The following is a 13,848-nucleotide window of genomic DNA, read 5'->3' on the forward strand; positions in this document are numbered from 1 at the left end:
CTTTGCCCACCCTACGAGATCTCGCATGGGGCCTTACGGCTCACCCGGCTTGAACGGCTCCTGCTTGTCGGGCGGCACCGTTTCCTCGGCCATCGCGAGCAGCATCGCCACCATCACGTAATTGCCGGTGAGCGACGTGAGGTCGACGATCTGCTGGTCGTTGAGGATTTTCTTGGCGCGCGCATAGGTTTCGTCGGAGACCTTCTTCGTGGTGGTGAGCTCTGTGACGAAATCGTAGACCATGGCCTCGTCCTCGGCCATGTTGGACGGCCGCTTGTTGGCCTTGAGTTCGGCGATGATGTCCGCCGACAGGCCGGCCTTCGCCGCCAGCGGCGCATGCGCGAACCATTCCACCTGCGAGCGCCATTGCCGGCCGATGATGATGATCGCGAACTCGTTGAGCTTGGTCGGGACCGAGGTTTCCCAACGCAGATAATGCCAGAGGTCGAACAGACGCTGGCCGAGCACCGGGCTGCGGATCAGGGGATTATAGGGTCCGCCGATGCCGACGCTCGACACCTTCATGATCTGCTCGCCGAGCGGCTTCTGCGTGGCGTCGAGCTGGTCCATGGTGAGCTGCGGAAAGCGCGGCTCCTTGCTGGTGGCGGGTGCTGCAAACATCGTCGCGGCGAACCAGCCGCCGGCCGCGGCCAGCGTGAGCGACGACAGCCAGAGCGGCGTTGATGTCATGAGTGTCCTCCCGACCTTTTCTTGTGCTTGGTCGGAGGATGCTAGTCGAGCCGTACGTTGCGCGCCAGCTTGATGCGCTACCGCGCCCGGCCCGACAGCCGCAGCACGAAGACGAGGACCTCGGCCACGGCCTTGTAGAGATCAGGCGGAATCTCCTCGCCTAGCTCGACCTTGGAGAGCGCGCCGGCCAGAATCTCGTTCTCCTCGATCGGGATGTCGTTGGCCTTGGCGATCTCGACGATCTTTTCGCCGATCGTACCCTTGCCCTTGGCGACGACGACGGGCGCATTGGTGCCCTTCTCGTAATGCAGCGCAATGGCAAGCTTTGATGGATCGCTCATGTGGCGCGATCCAGGAAATGACCGGCGCGGGCCGGCGGTGCCTGCGGCGGCGTGCCGTCGCGCACGATGATGTCACCGGGCTTGAGCTCGGCCCTGGTCAGCGCCTGATTGAGCTCACCGATCCCGGCGCGGAGCTGCTGCGCGGTCGCCGGCCGCTCGGCCCACATCCGCACAAAGGTCTTGTCGCCGTTGAGCGTGATCAGCGCGTGTACAGGCCCGCTCGGCTCGACATTGAGCGTAAAGCGCGCGCGCCAGGCGCGCTTGGCGGGATCGGCTTGCTCGTTGCCGCCGTCGCGCGAGATCTCGAACTGTGCCATCGCGGTGCCCTGCTGGGTCGCGAACGGAATCTCGAAATTCCACTGCGGCACGCTCGGATCGATCCGATGGCCGCTGGCATCGGCGCGGTCGGGCAGCGAGGCGACCTGCAGCAGCGTCTGCCGCGCAATCGCGGCATCGGTATCGTCGAGCAGGCGATGCACGGTCGCGGCGAGCGGCGTGTCCGGCGTCAGCGATGGCGAGGCGATCGCTTGCGGCGACGGCAATGCGCCACGAAACGGCGGTGGCGCGGTCGCGCGCGCGGCCGCTTCGAAGGCGTGGCCGTCAGGCACGGCCTTGGTGCCGCCCGGAACATTGCCGGTCAGGCGCGGCAGGTTTTGCGTGACCTCTTGCAGCAGGGTCGCGGCCAGACTTGGAGAAATCGTCCGCGGCAGCGCCGCCTGCGGCGTTTCGCCGGCTATGTCCGCGAGCACAGCAGCCACGACATTGGCGTTACGCCGCATTTGCGGCGATGGGGCCATCTCTGCGTCAGGCACCGGCGCTTGCACTGCGTTGCCGGCAGCTTGAGCCGGCGAGCTTGCGGCCTGCGGCGTGGCGACGGCGGTCGTTGCAACCGCAACGGCCGGCGTCGGCGGGGCGGCAGTTTCAAGCGTGCCTGACGTTGCTGCCAGGGTCTGACGCAGCACCAGTAGCGCGGCCTTCAAATCCGGCACTGCGCCTGACGGCGGCGTCGTGCCTGAGGCAAGCGAGGCCTCGAGAAACAGGCCGGACTTCTGGAAGGCGGATTCGATATCGCCGCCATCGAGAGCGGTATTGAGCGGTGTCTGTTGCGCCAGCACGTCCAGCACGGCCTGCTTCAAGCCGGCCGGCAAATCGCTGCCGGTCACGACGGACGCCAGGTTGGCGAACAGCGGCGCCTGGCTGCCTTGCTTGGTCACGGCTTCGGCCGAAGCCACGGTGACGGCGATCTGCTCCGTCGGCGTCAGCGGATTACGCGCCGTGGCCGCAGTTGGCGCAAGCGACGGGCTGTCGACCAGCGACGCGGCGGTCGGCGTCAGCGTGACCTGATCCGCGCTCGCCCCGCCTGCCCCGTTGACGACGGCCAGCCGGATGGTGCCGTCGTTCTGCGATACCGCGAGCTGGAGATTTTGCCCTGGCGTCAACGACACCTCGGACATGACGTCCATCGAGAGGTTGGCGATTGCGATCCGCACCAGATTGTCGGCGAGCACGCTCACGACCCTGGCGTCGACCACGCTGCCGGCCTGGAGCACAAGATCTGATGTCGCCGCATCAGCCACGGGGCTGGCGGCACTGACGGGTATGATCGAGCTTATCGGCGTCGGCATCTTAGGGCAGCCCGGGGAGCGCTACCCCCACACTAGGGTCCCGTCGTAAACCTCTCGTTAAGGACCTTCGGCCCCGGGCGGATTAACCGCCGCCAGGACCGCCACGGCAGCGTTGAAATCCCGCAACCGGGTCACCCGGCGGGCAGCCGCCTCCTCGTCCACGCCCCATTGGTCGATGTTCCAGTCCTCGTCGACATGGGCGGCGGCCCAGACCTGGCCGGCGTCACGGACGCCATGGGCCAGCGCCAGCGCCAGCAGCGCCGAGCCGGTCAGGGTCGTGACGATATGGAGGGCGGCGACCGACCAGGGATCCCCCGGCAGCGCAGCGCGGGCGGCCCGGAGCGCCTCGTCCGGCTGCTTCACATGCATGATGCCCTCGGACAGGATGAAATGCGCCCCCAGCGCCTCCGCGGCCCAGAACAGCACCGGGTCCCAATGCGCGGCCTCGCGAGCGACCAGCCCTTCGGGATGGCCGGCGCGATAGAACAGCAGGTCGGTCTCGAAATATTTTGCGAGGTCATCCGTGACGAGTTCGACCCGGTCGACCACCCCCTCGACCACGCTGTTGGCGATCCGCGTCAGCGGCATGGTCACGGGATCGATCGCCTCGCCCTGCGCCGCCCATTCCGCGGCCACGGCATCGGCGAGCGCCCGCACCGGGATCACCACCTGACGGGCAGAGGGCGTGCGGATCGGCTTGCCGTCGAGCGTGATGGCAAAGCCGCCTTCGGCCTCGGCCACGCCGGCCTCCTTGTAGAAGCGCTTGCGCAGCGGCGTCCGTGCCGACGCACGCGCCGATTCCCGCGGATCCGGCGGGGGTTGGCCTGCTGCTTCTTCGAACAATTCGCGCATGTGAGTTTTCGGTCTCCGCCGCGAGTGCAGCCTTTTAGAGTAAGATCGGCTTTTAAGGTAAGATCGGCGGCCGATAAAGCGAGCGGGCATGAGGGAACTTGCGGGCATTGCGGCCCTGTTCGCCGGGCTTTGGCTGGCCGCGGCCGAGGCCGGCTTTCGCACCCCGGAATCGCTGGTCCGCAACATCTACGCCTATTATGGCGAGGGCGCGCCGGAGCTGTCCAAGGGGCTGCCGCGGGATGAGGCAACCTCCCGGCAGTTCTTCGACCCCTCCTTGCGCAAGGCGTGGTCCGCCCCGCGCACCGAGCCCTACGATTTCCTGGTGCAGAGCCAAAGCTGGAAGCTCGGCCCGGTCGCAATCGCAATCATCCGCAGGCAATACGACAAGACCTATGTTGCGGCGAACTTCGACAATCTCGGCCGGCCGGTGACGTTGAACTTCATCCTGGTCAACGGGCCCGAGGGCTGGCTGATCACGGATGTCGAGAGCCCGCACGACAGTTTGCGGATGTTTCTGGAGCAGTTTCGGAATTAGGCTGGCACTGCGCCCCCAACCACCGCTGTCATGTCCCGGCTTGACCGGGGCATCCAGTACGCCGCGGCTTCTCGGTTCGATCACGGCTGTCTCTGGAATACTGGGTCGACCGGTCAAGCCGGGCGACGACAGTGGAGTGCCTACTCCTCCGGCGCGTTCTCGATCGGATCGAACCGGCTCGCGTCCAGCCCGAGCAGATTCCACGACTGCTGCATGTGCGGCGGCAGCGGCGCGGTGGCGTCGATCACGCCGCCGCGCGGATGCGGGATGACGATGCGGCGCGCCAGCAGATGCAGGCGGTTTTGCAGGCCGCCCGGCAACTGCCAGTTCTCGATGTTGAAATATTTGGGATCGCCGACGATGGGATGGCCGATATGCTCCATATGGGCGCGCAGCTGATGGGTGCGCCCCGTCACCGGCTTCAGCGACACCCAGGTCAGCTTGTTGCCGGCGGTCTCGACCACCGCGTAATACGTCACCGCGTGGCTGGCGCCCTCGTCGCCATGCTGCGCGATGCGCATGATGGTGTCGTCCTCGCTCTCCTCCTTGGCGAGGAAGGTCGAGATGCGACCCTGCTTCGGCTTCGGCAGGCCCGGCACCAGCGCCCAATAGGTTTTCCGTGCCGAGCGGGAGCGGAAGGCGCCGGTCAGATGCGAGGCGGCAAATCGCGTCTTGGCGATCAGGAGACAGCCCGATGTCTCCCGGTCGATACGATGCACGAGGCGCGGCTTCTGGCCCTTGGAATCGCGCATTACCTCCAGCATCTGGTCGACGTGGCGCGTCATGCCCGAGCCGCCCTGCACGGCGAGGCCAGCCGGCTTGTTCAGCACGAGGACGTCGTCATCCTCGTAGATCGTCATTTCCTTCAGCGTGGCGAGCGTCTTTTGCGCGCCTTCCGACAGCTCGCCGACAGCCTTCGGCGTGTCGAGCTTCAGCGGCGGGATGCGGACACTTTGCCCCTCCTCCAGCCGGTCCTTGCTGTCGACGCGTTTGCCGTCGACGCGCAGCTCGCCTTTGCGGACGACGCGCTGGATGTGGGAGAACGACAGGCCGGGAAAGCGCGCTTCGAGGAAACGATCGACACGCATGTTGTTCTCGTCGGCCGTGACCTTGACGGTCTGCACCTTGGTCGGCAGCAGCGCCTCGACCGGCTTTGCCGGCGCGGCCTTCTCCAGCTCCGCTCTGGGCGGACGCCGTTCAGCGCGCTCGGCCGCAAAGCGCGGCGGCTTACTACCGGGCTTACCGCCCGGACGCGGCCCGGCCTTCTTCGCGGTCCGTGCCTTGAACGGACGCGATTCCTTGCGCTCATCGCGCGAACGGGGCTCTTGATTGGTTCTTTTGATGCGGCGGCTCATGCTTGCCTGCCTACCCTAAAAGCCGGCTCCCGTCACGGCGAAATGGCCGATTCTAGCGCGAACCGCCCCGCTCCTTGCGCAGCTTGGCCCAGTACTCCAGCCGCTTGCGGATCTCCCGCTCGAAACCGCGCTCCGGCGGGTCGTAGAAGGTCTGGCGGCCCAGCGCTTCCGGGAAATAGTCCTGGCCGGAGAAGGCGTCGGGCGCGTCGTGGTCGTATTCGTAGGCTGCGCCGTAGCCCTCCGACTTCATCAGCTTGGTCGGCGAGTTCAGGATATGCTTCGGCGGCAGCAGCGAGCCGGCCTGTTTGGCGACCTGCATCGCCGTGCCGAACGCCGTGTAGACCGCATTCGATTTCGGCGCGGTGGCGAGATAGACGACCGCTTGCGCGATCGCGAGCTCGCCTTCGGGATGGCCGAGGAAGTCGAAGGCATCTTTCGCCGCATTGGCGATCACGAGCGCCTGCGGATCGGCGAGCCCGATGTCCTCGACCGCCATGCGCACGACGCGGCGCGCGAGGAACAGCGGATCCTCACCGGCATCGAGCATGCGGGCAAGGTAGTACAGCGCCGCATCGGGATCGGAGCCGCGCACCGATTTATGCAGCGCCGAGATCAGATTGTAATGACCGTCGGCCGATTTGTCGTAGATCGGTGCGCGGCGTTGCAGGATGTCCTGCAACTGTGCGGCGTTGAAAATCTCATCCGCCCGCGCCGAACGCCACACCTCTTCGGCGAGCGTCAACGACGCACGGCCATCACCATCGGCCATGCGCACCAGCACGGCGCGCGCCTCCTCGTCGAGCGGGAGTTTGCGACCCTCGACCTCCTCGGCATGCGCGAACAGTTTTTCGATCGCGGCGGCATCGAGCGAACGAAACACCAGCACGCGCGCGCGGGACAAAAGCGCCGCGTTGAGCTCGAAGGACGGGTTCTCGGTGGTGGCGCCGACCATGACGACGGTGCCGTCCTCCATCACCGGCAGAAACGAATCCTGCTGGGCGCGGTTGAAGCGATGCACCTCGTCGACGAACAGCAGCGTGCCCTTGCCCATCTCGCGGCGGGCACGCGCGGCGTCGAATGCCTTCTTCAGGTCAGCGACGCCGGAGAACACCGCGGAGATCTGCTCGAAATGCAGGTCGGTCGCATCCGCCAACAGCCGCGCCACCGTGGTCTTGCCGGTGCCGGGCGGCCCCCAGAACACCAGCGAACCAAGCGTGCGCGTCTCCAGCATGCGCGTCAGCGCACCGTCGGGGCCCAGGATGTGATCCTGGCCGACGACCTCCGAGAGCGCACGCGGCCGCAGCCGGTCCGGCAGCGGATGCGGGGCCTCGTGATCGAGCCCCGCCGCGGCAAAGAGAGTTGGCGTCTCCTGTGGTCGCTTCGGACTCATCCGCCCAGCGTGACGTTGATCTGCTGGCCGCCGCGCACCAGCGTGATGCGCCAGAGCCGCTGGCTCACGCCTGCCGCCTTCTCGAGGTCGCCGGTCTTGCCGATCTTCTGGTTGTTGACGGCCAGGATGATGTCGCCCTTCTGGAAGCCGACCTGAGCGGCCGGCGAGTCATCACCGAGCTCGGTGATGACGACACCTTCGGTATCGGCATCGAGATGCAGCTCATCGGCCACCGCGGGCGTGATGCTCGCGACCTTCGCGCCCTGGAACGGCGAGCGCGCGGTGACGACGAGTTCGTTGCGGCCGGTATCGGGCGCGGTCTCGAGCGCGATCGTCAGCTTGAGCGGCTTGCCGCTGCGCTGCACGTCGATCTGCGCACTGCCACCGAGCGGACGGGTGGCGAAGCGGTAGTCGAACGCATTGGGATCGTCCACGGCCTGGCCGTCGATCCCGGTGATGAGGTCGGAGGATTTCAAGCCCGCCTTCGCGGCCGGCCCGTTGGCGACGACGCTCGCGACCAGCGCGCCAGACGGCGAGCGCAGGCCGAGGCTCTCGGCAATCTCGGGGGTCACTGCCTGCAGCTTTGCCCCCAACCACGGCCGCTTCACCGCCTTGCCGCCGCTCTTGGCGGAGGCGACGACGACGCGCACCATGTTGGCCGGGATCGCAAAGCCGATGCCTTGCGAGCCGCCGGAACGCGAATAGATCGCGGTGTTGATGCCGGCGAGCCGACCGTTCATGTCGACCAGCGCGCCGCCGGAATTGCCGGGATTGATCGCGGCGTCGGTCTGGATGAAGAACTGGTAGTCGGTGATGCCGACCTGCGTGCGCGCCAGCGCCGAGATGATGCCGTGGGTCACGGTCTGGCCGACGCCGAAGGGGTTGCCGATCGCCATGACGACGTCACCCACCATCAGCTCATCCGAATTGGTGAATTCGAGCGCCGGAAATTTCTCCTTGGTATCTTTCAGACGCAGCACCGCGAGATCGCTGCGGGAGTCCTTCAGCACGATTTCGGCCTCGAACTCGCGCTTGTCCGACAGCGACACCTTCACCTGGTCGGCGCCCTCGATGACGTGGACGTTGGTGACGACGAGCCCGGAGGCATCGACGATGACGCCCGAACCGAGCGACCGCTGCACCTGCTCCTGCTGCTGGCCGCCGCCGAAGAAGCGGCGGAAGATCGGGTCGTCCAGCAGCGGATTGCGGTTCTGCACCACCTTGGCGGCATAGACATTGACGACGGCCGGCTGCACCCGCTGCACGATCGGTGCATAGGACAGCCGGAGCTCGGCCGGCGACGACGGGACGCGACGGTCCTGCGCCGCAGCAGGATTGAAGTGGGCCGAAAAGGCTATGCACAATGCCGTGACGATGGCGGTCCAGTTCGCTCGAAACATTCCTACCTCTTGGAAAAGACGCCGGAATATAGGCGTGTTCGCCCCCCAATAGAAGGGCGCCGGGCGGCAATATTCAGCCCCTTACCAGTGTGGCCGGGACGCAAGCTCCGCGTGCAAAATGACAATTTGGGAGGCGCCGCACATTGGCATGATGCACGTCATCTTGCATGCTGCCCAATGGCGGATTCGGCTGCGGCGAATTTGCATCAGGCGGAACCATTGCAGCCGTGGCGCGCCGTCGCGGGACAGTCATCGATCCTTCTTAGGCTCTCCCGTTACGACTTGGGGAAGTTGGTCTAACCGATGGAGTGGTGACGTGAGCAGGACAAGAATGACAGCCGCCGCGATTGGTCTCGCGGGCGCGCTGGCGGCCTCGCAGGCCCAGGCACAATCAGCAAGCAACAGCGATCAGGAGATCGCGCTTCTGAAGCAGCAACTGAAGATGCTGGAGCAGAAGCTCGACAAGCTCCAGAACCAGACCGCCGCGAATACGGCGGCCGCGGCAAAGACGAGGGCAGAGGCGAAGGCTGAAGCAAAGGCCGAGGCGCGCTCGGAGGCGAAGGCGGTCGTCGCCAACGCAAATGCAGCCATTCCGGTCAAGGGGCCAGTCGCTCCGTCCGGCGTCGTTGTGACGATGCCGAACAACCGCCCGACTATCTGCACCGCAGACGAGCAGAACTGCGTGGCCATCACGAGCCGTGTGCACTGGGATGTCGGCGGTTACAACTACCGTCCCAACACGGCAGCGACGACGCCGCAACAGCTCGACAACGGCGAGAACCTCCGCCGTGCGCGCATCGGCGTCGTCGGCAAGTTCTTCGGCGACTGGAACTATGCCCTGATCTACGACTTCGGCGGCTCGGCCGACGGCTTCGGCGGCGCGGCGGCCGGCTCACTGCCAGGCGGAGGGACATCGGGCGTCGAAAATGCCTATCTGAGCTACACCGGTCTCAAGCCGTTCGGCGGCAAGATGGCGATCGAAGCCGGTATCATGGATATCGCCTGGACGATGGACGAATCCACCAGCTCGAACGACATCATGTTCATGGAACGTGCGTCGGCCGGCATCATCGCGCAAAACATCGCAGCCGGTGACTTCCGTTCCGCCGTCGGCACCCGCTGGTGGAATGACCAGCTCTGGATGGGCGCCTATGTCACCGGACCGACCACGGGCCAGATCCACTCTGCGTCGAGCGTCACTCCGCCCGGCTCCAGTGAGCAATATGGCGCGGTCGCGCGCATCGCCGGCAACCCGATCAATGGCAACGGCTACTCGGTGCATATCGGCGCGGACGCGGAATGGCTGATCCAGCCGCCGCGCAATCTGGTGACGCAAGCGCAGACGCTCACGCTCAGTGACCGGCCGGAGCTTAGGATCGATCCGACCACGCTGATCTCGACCGGCGCGATCGCCAACGTCTCCGGGGCTCAGGTCTACGGCGTCGAGGCGGCTGCGACCTATGGCTCGTTCATCGCACAGGGCGAATATTACTGGTTCAACGTCGACCGCACCGCCAATACGGGCCTGCCGCCGTTCGGCGCGTCGAGCCTGAAATTCGACGGCGGCTACGCGCAGGTCGGCTACGTCCTGACCGGCGAGAGCCGTGCCTACAATGCCGCGAACGCCGCCTATGGCGGGATCAAACCGGCCAATCCCTTCTCACTGGCCGGCGGCGGCTGGGGTGCCTGGGAAATCGCCGGACGCGTGAGCACGATGAACCTGAACGATCAGCTCGCGACCGCAGCCGGCATCGCGGGTGGACGCCAGACCATCTACACCGCCGCGCTGAACTGGTACGTCAACAACAACGTCCGCTTCATGCTCGACTATCTGCATGGCGACATCTCCAAGCAGGCGAGCGCCGTCTCCGCGGTAAACACGGGCTCGACGTTCAACGCGATCGCAATGCGTACGCAGGTCGCATTCTGACCTGACGTGACGTTCTGACGAAAAGCGCCGGGAGCGGCACAGGCCGCTCCCGGCGTAATAGTATCCAACCGGATACTATGTTCCCGAACTTGCAGTACTTGCCAAACAGGAGCCGGGGCGACAGTTAGAGCGGCAGGCGAATACGCCATCTGATGGAGACAAGCCATGAAGGCCGTCGGCTACAAAAAATCGCTTCCGATCGAGGATCAGGACGCGCTGATCGATTTCGAGACCACCAAACCCGAGCCCAAGGGGCGCGATATCCGCGTCGCGGTGAAGGCGATCTCGGCCAATCCGGTCGATTACAAGGTGCGCAAGCGCGCCGCCCCGCCCGAGGGCGAGACCAAGATCCTGGGTTATGACGCGGCCGGCGTGGTCGATGCGGTCGGGCCCGAGGTCACGCTGTTCAAGCCCGGCGACGAGGTGTTTTACGCGGGCTCGATCCTGCGCCAGGGCACCAATTCCGAATTCCACCTGGTCGACGAGCGCATCGTCGGCAACAAGCCGAAATCGCTCTCGTTCGCCCAAGCCGCCGCCCTTCCCCTCACCTCCATCACCGCCTGGGAGTTGCTGTTCGACCGGCTCGGCGCGGTTCCCGGCAAGAGCGTCGATCCACGCACGCTTCTCATCACCGGCGGCGCCGGCGGCGTCGGCTCGATCCTGATCCAGCTCGCGCGCCGCCTCACCGGCCTCACGGTGGTCGCGACCGCGACCCGACCGGACTCACAGAAATGGTGTCTCGATCTCGGCGCGCATGCGGTGATCGACCACGGCAAGCCGATGAAGGAACAGATCGAAAAGCTCAAGCTGCCGCCGGTCGCGCTGGTGGCGAGCCTCACCTTCACCGACCAGCACTACAAGAGCATCGCCGAGTTCATGGCGCCGCAGGGCCGGTTCGGCCTGATCGACGATCCACCCGAGTTCACTATGGGCACGTTCAAGGGCAAGGCGATCTCGGTGCACTGGGAATCGATGTTCACGCGCTCCTCGTTCCAGACACCCGACATGATTGCGCAGCATCATCTGCTCAACGACGTCGCCGATCTCATCGACAAGGGCGTGCTGCGCACCACGCTCGACCAGACCTTCGGCACGATCAACGCAGCCAACCTCAAGCGTGCGCACGCGTTGCTCGAGAGTGGCAAGTCGCGTGGCAAGATCGTGCTGGAGGGGTGGTAGCGACGGTCTCGTAGGTCGAGTTCCCGTAGGGTGGGCAAAGCAAAGCGTGCCCACGCACTGCAACATTCGGTCAGAGATGGTGGGCACGGCGCAAGCGCGCCTTTGCCCACCCTACGATTTCTATTGTTGTCTCACGATCCCGGACAACGCCGACAACAGCCGGTCGATCTGCTCATCCGTACCCACGGTGATCCGCAGATAATCCGAGATGCGCGCTGCGGAAAAATGGCGGACGATCACCGCCTGCTCCCGCAGCGCCGCCGCAAGCGCGGCACCCTGATGCGCGGGATGGCGCGCGAAGACGAAGTTCGCCAGCGACGGTAGCACCTCGAAGCCGGCAGCCTTCAGTCCGCGGGTCAGCCGCTCCCTGCCCTCGATCACGCGACCGCGGCTCTGCTGGAAATAGACGTCGTCCTCCAGCGAGGCGATCGCGCCCGCCTGGGCAGGCCGGCCGAGCGGATAGGAATTGAAGCTGTCCTTCACACGCGTCAGCCCACCGATCAGATCGGCGTCGCCGATCGCATATCCGACCCGAAGCCCGGCCAGCGCGCGCGATTTGGACATGGTCTGCACGACCAAGAGATTCCGATGCGACGCCACCAACGGAATTGCGGTCTCGGCGCCGAAATCGACATAGGCCTCGTCGACGACCACAGGCACATCCGGATGCTGCTCCAGCAGTGTCGTGATCTCGGCGCGAGACAGCGCGATTCCCGTCGGCGCGTTCGGATTGGGGACGATGATCGCGCCGGCCGGCCTGCGATAATCGGCGATGCGGATCTGCATGGCCTGGTCGAGCGGCACGGCCTCGTAGGCGATGCCGAACAGGCCGCAATAGACGGGATAGAAACTGTAGGTGATATCGGGAAACAGCAGCGGCGCATCATGCTTCAGCAGCGCGACGAAGGCATGCGCCAGCACCTCGTCCGAGCCATTGCCGACGAACACCTGCTCGGGTCTCACGCCATGATACCCGGCCAGGGCGGCCCGCAGCGCGGTCGCCTGCGGGTCCGGATAAAGACGCAGCGTGTCGGCTGCCACGTCGCGGATCGCCTCCAGCGCACGCGGAGACGGACCGAGCGGGTTCTCATTGGTGTTCAGCTTGACCAGATCCGCCATGCGCGGCTGTTCGCCCGGCACATAGGGCTTCAAATCGTGCGTCAAGCTGCTCCAGAAACGGCTCATTTTCCTTCCTCCTCACGCGGACGCGTCGCCCGCTCGACGAAGCCTTTTGCGAGCGCGTGATAGATACCTTCCTCGCAGATCATTCGCGAGACGAAATGCGCGATCAGCGCGGCCGCCATCAACGGCACGACCATGCCGTGATTGTCGGTCATCTCGGTCACGATCACGAAGGCGGTGATCGGCGCCTGCACCACGCCGGCAAAATACGAGACCATGCCGAGCAGCATGATCGCACCGAGCGGCGCGTCGTGGAACAACGCCGCGATGTTGCAGCCGATGCCGGCTCCGATGGCCAGCGAGGGCGCGAAGATGCCGCCCGGTATGCCGCTGATCGCAGCAAAGGTGGTGGCCAGAAGCTTGAGCACGCCAAAATCTCCCGGCAGTGACGAGCCGTGCTCCAGCGCCATCTTCACCTGTTCATAGCCGGTGCCGTAGATCGTATCGCCGGACACCAGGCCGCAGATCGCGACAGCCAGGCCGCAGGCGAATGCAAACCACAGCGGGTGGCCCTTGATCGCGCGGCCGAGCGGGTTCTTGAAGCCGCGCGCCATGGCGATAACGACGCGGCTGAACAGGCCGCCCGCGAGGCCACCGGCCACGCCACAGAGCGGAACGGCCAGCCAGTCGGCGCCGCGCGCCAGCGACATCGCGCTGCTGCCGAAATAGGCGTAATTGCCGGCCAGCGCGAGCGAGGTCAGGCCGGCCGCGATGACGGCCGCAATGATGAGGCTGGACGTGCGGGTCTCGAAGGCGCGGCTCATCTCCTCGATGCCGAAGACGATGCCGGCGAGCGGCGTGTTGAAGGCCGCGGCCACGCCTGCGGCGGCGCCGGCCAGGATCAAGCCGGGCTGACGGCGTGGCGAGACGCGGCCAAGCGCGAACATGATGGAGGCGCCGACCTGAACGGTCGGCCCTTCCCGCCCGACCGAGGCGCCGCAGAGGAGCCCGAACAGAGTGAGGATCATCTTGCCGATCGCGATCCGGATCGAGACCAGGCTTTCGCGCGCCGCCTGATCGGTCAGGTGCCGCGCGGCAATGGCCTGCGGGATGCCGCTGCCCTGGGCATTCGGAAACAGGCGGATGGTCAGGTAGGCCGAGAGCATAAAGCCGAGCGGCGTCACCGCCAGCACGGCATAACGCGATTTGGCCAGGAGCAGCGTAAAGGCGTGTTGAGCGAGGTCGGCCAGCTGTGCCAGCGCCACCGCCGCGGCGCCGATCCCGATCCCGCCAAGCAGAAAGATCGCCCGCCGCTGCCATCGCGCGGATGTCAGTCTGAACAGGCGTTTGTGGCGGGTCGAGAGGGGCCAGAGCATGGAGCCCCCGTTTTAGCCTGTCCGGACCCGAATTGAAGCGGCAAGTGGGCAGA

General features: G+C 65.8%; 12 protein-coding genes. 3 read left to right on the forward strand and 9 right to left on the reverse strand.

Going from position 1 to position 13,848, the window contains the following annotated elements:
• Window positions 1-33 precede the first annotated feature (33 nt).
• The 4 genes from NLM32_RS28745 to NLM32_RS28760 form a co-directional block, all read right to left on the reverse strand.
• Window positions 34-690 carry a carboxymuconolactone decarboxylase family protein gene (locus NLM32_RS28745; protein WP_254132162.1) on the reverse strand — a complete coding sequence of 219 codons (657 nt, stop codon included), beginning with the start codon at window positions 688-690 and terminating at the stop codon, window positions 34-36.
• A gap of 77 nt (window positions 691-767) precedes the next feature.
• Window positions 768-1,031, reverse strand: a complete 264-nt coding sequence (locus tag NLM32_RS28750) for an EscU/YscU/HrcU family type III secretion system export apparatus switch protein (protein ID WP_254132163.1) — start codon at window positions 1,029-1,031, stop codon at window positions 768-770.
• Window positions 1,028-2,656, reverse strand: coding sequence for a flagellar hook-length control protein FliK (locus NLM32_RS28755; protein ID WP_254132164.1), 1,629 nt, complete (start codon window positions 2,654-2,656; stop codon window positions 1,028-1,030). Before NLM32_RS28755 ends, NLM32_RS28750 begins: the two co-directional genes overlap by 4 nt.
• A gap of 57 nt (window positions 2,657-2,713) precedes the next feature.
• On the reverse strand, window positions 2,714-3,508 hold the full coding sequence (locus NLM32_RS28760; RefSeq protein ID WP_254132165.1) for an ATP12 family chaperone protein: 795 nt from the start codon (window positions 3,506-3,508) through the stop codon (window positions 2,714-2,716).
• An 88-nt stretch (window positions 3,509-3,596) separates the two neighbouring features.
• On the opposite strand from NLM32_RS28760, the gene NLM32_RS28765 reads away from it, so the two are divergent.
• Window positions 3,597-4,043 carry a hypothetical protein gene (locus NLM32_RS28765; RefSeq protein WP_254132166.1) on the forward strand — a complete coding sequence of 149 codons (447 nt, stop codon included), beginning with the start codon at window positions 3,597-3,599 and terminating at the stop codon, window positions 4,041-4,043.
• A gap of 140 nt (window positions 4,044-4,183) precedes the next feature.
• Here NLM32_RS28765 and NLM32_RS28770 read toward each other — a convergent pair whose 3' ends face one another.
• From NLM32_RS28770 to NLM32_RS28780, 3 genes are read right to left on the reverse strand one after another with little or no spacing between them, the layout of a single operon-like run.
• The gene (locus NLM32_RS28770; RefSeq protein WP_254132167.1) at window positions 4,184-5,398 is read right to left on the reverse strand and encodes an RluA family pseudouridine synthase; all 1,215 of its coding nucleotides are present in this window, start codon (window positions 5,396-5,398) and stop codon (window positions 4,184-4,186) included.
• A 52-nt stretch (window positions 5,399-5,450) separates the two neighbouring features.
• On the reverse strand, window positions 5,451-6,788 hold the full coding sequence (locus tag NLM32_RS28775; RefSeq protein WP_254132168.1) for a replication-associated recombination protein A: 1,338 nt from the start codon (window positions 6,786-6,788) through the stop codon (window positions 5,451-5,453).
• On the reverse strand, window positions 6,785-8,188 hold the full coding sequence (locus NLM32_RS28780; protein WP_254132169.1) for a DegQ family serine endoprotease: 1,404 nt from the start codon (window positions 8,186-8,188) through the stop codon (window positions 6,785-6,787). The genes NLM32_RS28775 and NLM32_RS28780 overlap by 4 nt, the downstream gene beginning before the upstream one ends.
• A gap of 316 nt (window positions 8,189-8,504) precedes the next feature.
• Between NLM32_RS28780 and NLM32_RS28785 the strand changes: the two genes are divergently transcribed.
• Both NLM32_RS28785 and NLM32_RS28790 read left to right on the forward strand, forming a co-directional pair.
• Window positions 8,505-10,118 (forward strand): OprO/OprP family phosphate-selective porin, encoded by a 1,614-nt coding sequence (locus tag NLM32_RS28785; protein WP_254132170.1) that lies wholly within the window; start codon window positions 8,505-8,507, stop codon window positions 10,116-10,118.
• Between the two features lie 165 nt (window positions 10,119-10,283).
• Complete coding sequence (locus NLM32_RS28790; RefSeq protein WP_254132171.1) at window positions 10,284-11,297, forward strand: zinc-binding alcohol dehydrogenase family protein; 1,014 nt, start codon at window positions 10,284-10,286, stop codon at window positions 11,295-11,297.
• Between the two features lie 120 nt (window positions 11,298-11,417).
• Here NLM32_RS28790 and hisC read toward each other — a convergent pair whose 3' ends face one another.
• Window positions 11,418-12,482, reverse strand: a complete 1,065-nt coding sequence (gene hisC, locus NLM32_RS28795; RefSeq protein WP_254132172.1) for a histidinol-phosphate transaminase — start codon at window positions 12,480-12,482, stop codon at window positions 11,418-11,420.
• Complete coding sequence (locus NLM32_RS28800; protein ID WP_254132173.1) at window positions 12,479-13,795, reverse strand: chloride channel protein; 1,317 nt, start codon at window positions 13,793-13,795, stop codon at window positions 12,479-12,481. The genes hisC and NLM32_RS28800 overlap by 4 nt, the downstream gene beginning before the upstream one ends.
• Between the last annotated feature and the right edge of the window lie 53 nt (window positions 13,796-13,848).

It is taken from the genome of Bradyrhizobium sp. CCGUVB14 (assembly GCF_024199935.1).
Taxonomy (GTDB): domain Bacteria; phylum Pseudomonadota; class Alphaproteobacteria; order Rhizobiales; family Xanthobacteraceae; genus Bradyrhizobium.

Excerpts from the sequence above, each read along its gene's own strand:
- NLM32_RS28745 (WP_254132162.1), bottom strand. The coding sequence starts at position 690 with ATGACATCAACGCCGCTCTGGCTGTCGTCGCTCACGCTGGCCGCGGCC.
- NLM32_RS28750 (WP_254132163.1), bottom strand. The coding sequence starts at position 1,031 with ATGAGCGATCCATCAAAGCTTGCCATTGCGCTGCATTACGAGAAGGGC.
- NLM32_RS28755 (WP_254132164.1), bottom strand. The coding sequence starts at position 2,656 with ATGCCGACGCCGATAAGCTCGATCATACCCGTCAGTGCCGCCAGCCCC.
- NLM32_RS28760 (WP_254132165.1), bottom strand. The coding sequence starts at position 3,508 with ATGCGCGAATTGTTCGAAGAAGCAGCAGGCCAACCCCCGCCGGATCCG.
- NLM32_RS28765 (WP_254132166.1), top strand. The coding sequence starts at position 3,597 with ATGAGGGAACTTGCGGGCATTGCGGCCCTGTTCGCCGGGCTTTGGCTG.
- NLM32_RS28770 (WP_254132167.1), bottom strand. The coding sequence starts at position 5,398 with ATGAGCCGCCGCATCAAAAGAACCAATCAAGAGCCCCGTTCGCGCGAT.
- NLM32_RS28775 (WP_254132168.1), bottom strand. The coding sequence starts at position 6,788 with ATGAGTCCGAAGCGACCACAGGAGACGCCAACTCTCTTTGCCGCGGCG.
- NLM32_RS28780 (WP_254132169.1), bottom strand. The coding sequence starts at position 8,188 with ATGTTTCGAGCGAACTGGACCGCCATCGTCACGGCATTGTGCATAGCC.
- NLM32_RS28790 (WP_254132171.1), top strand. The coding sequence starts at position 10,284 with ATGAAGGCCGTCGGCTACAAAAAATCGCTTCCGATCGAGGATCAGGAC.
- hisC (WP_254132172.1), bottom strand. The coding sequence starts at position 12,482 with ATGAGCCGTTTCTGGAGCAGCTTGACGCACGATTTGAAGCCCTATGTG.
- NLM32_RS28800 (WP_254132173.1), bottom strand. The coding sequence starts at position 13,795 with ATGCTCTGGCCCCTCTCGACCCGCCACAAACGCCTGTTCAGACTGACA.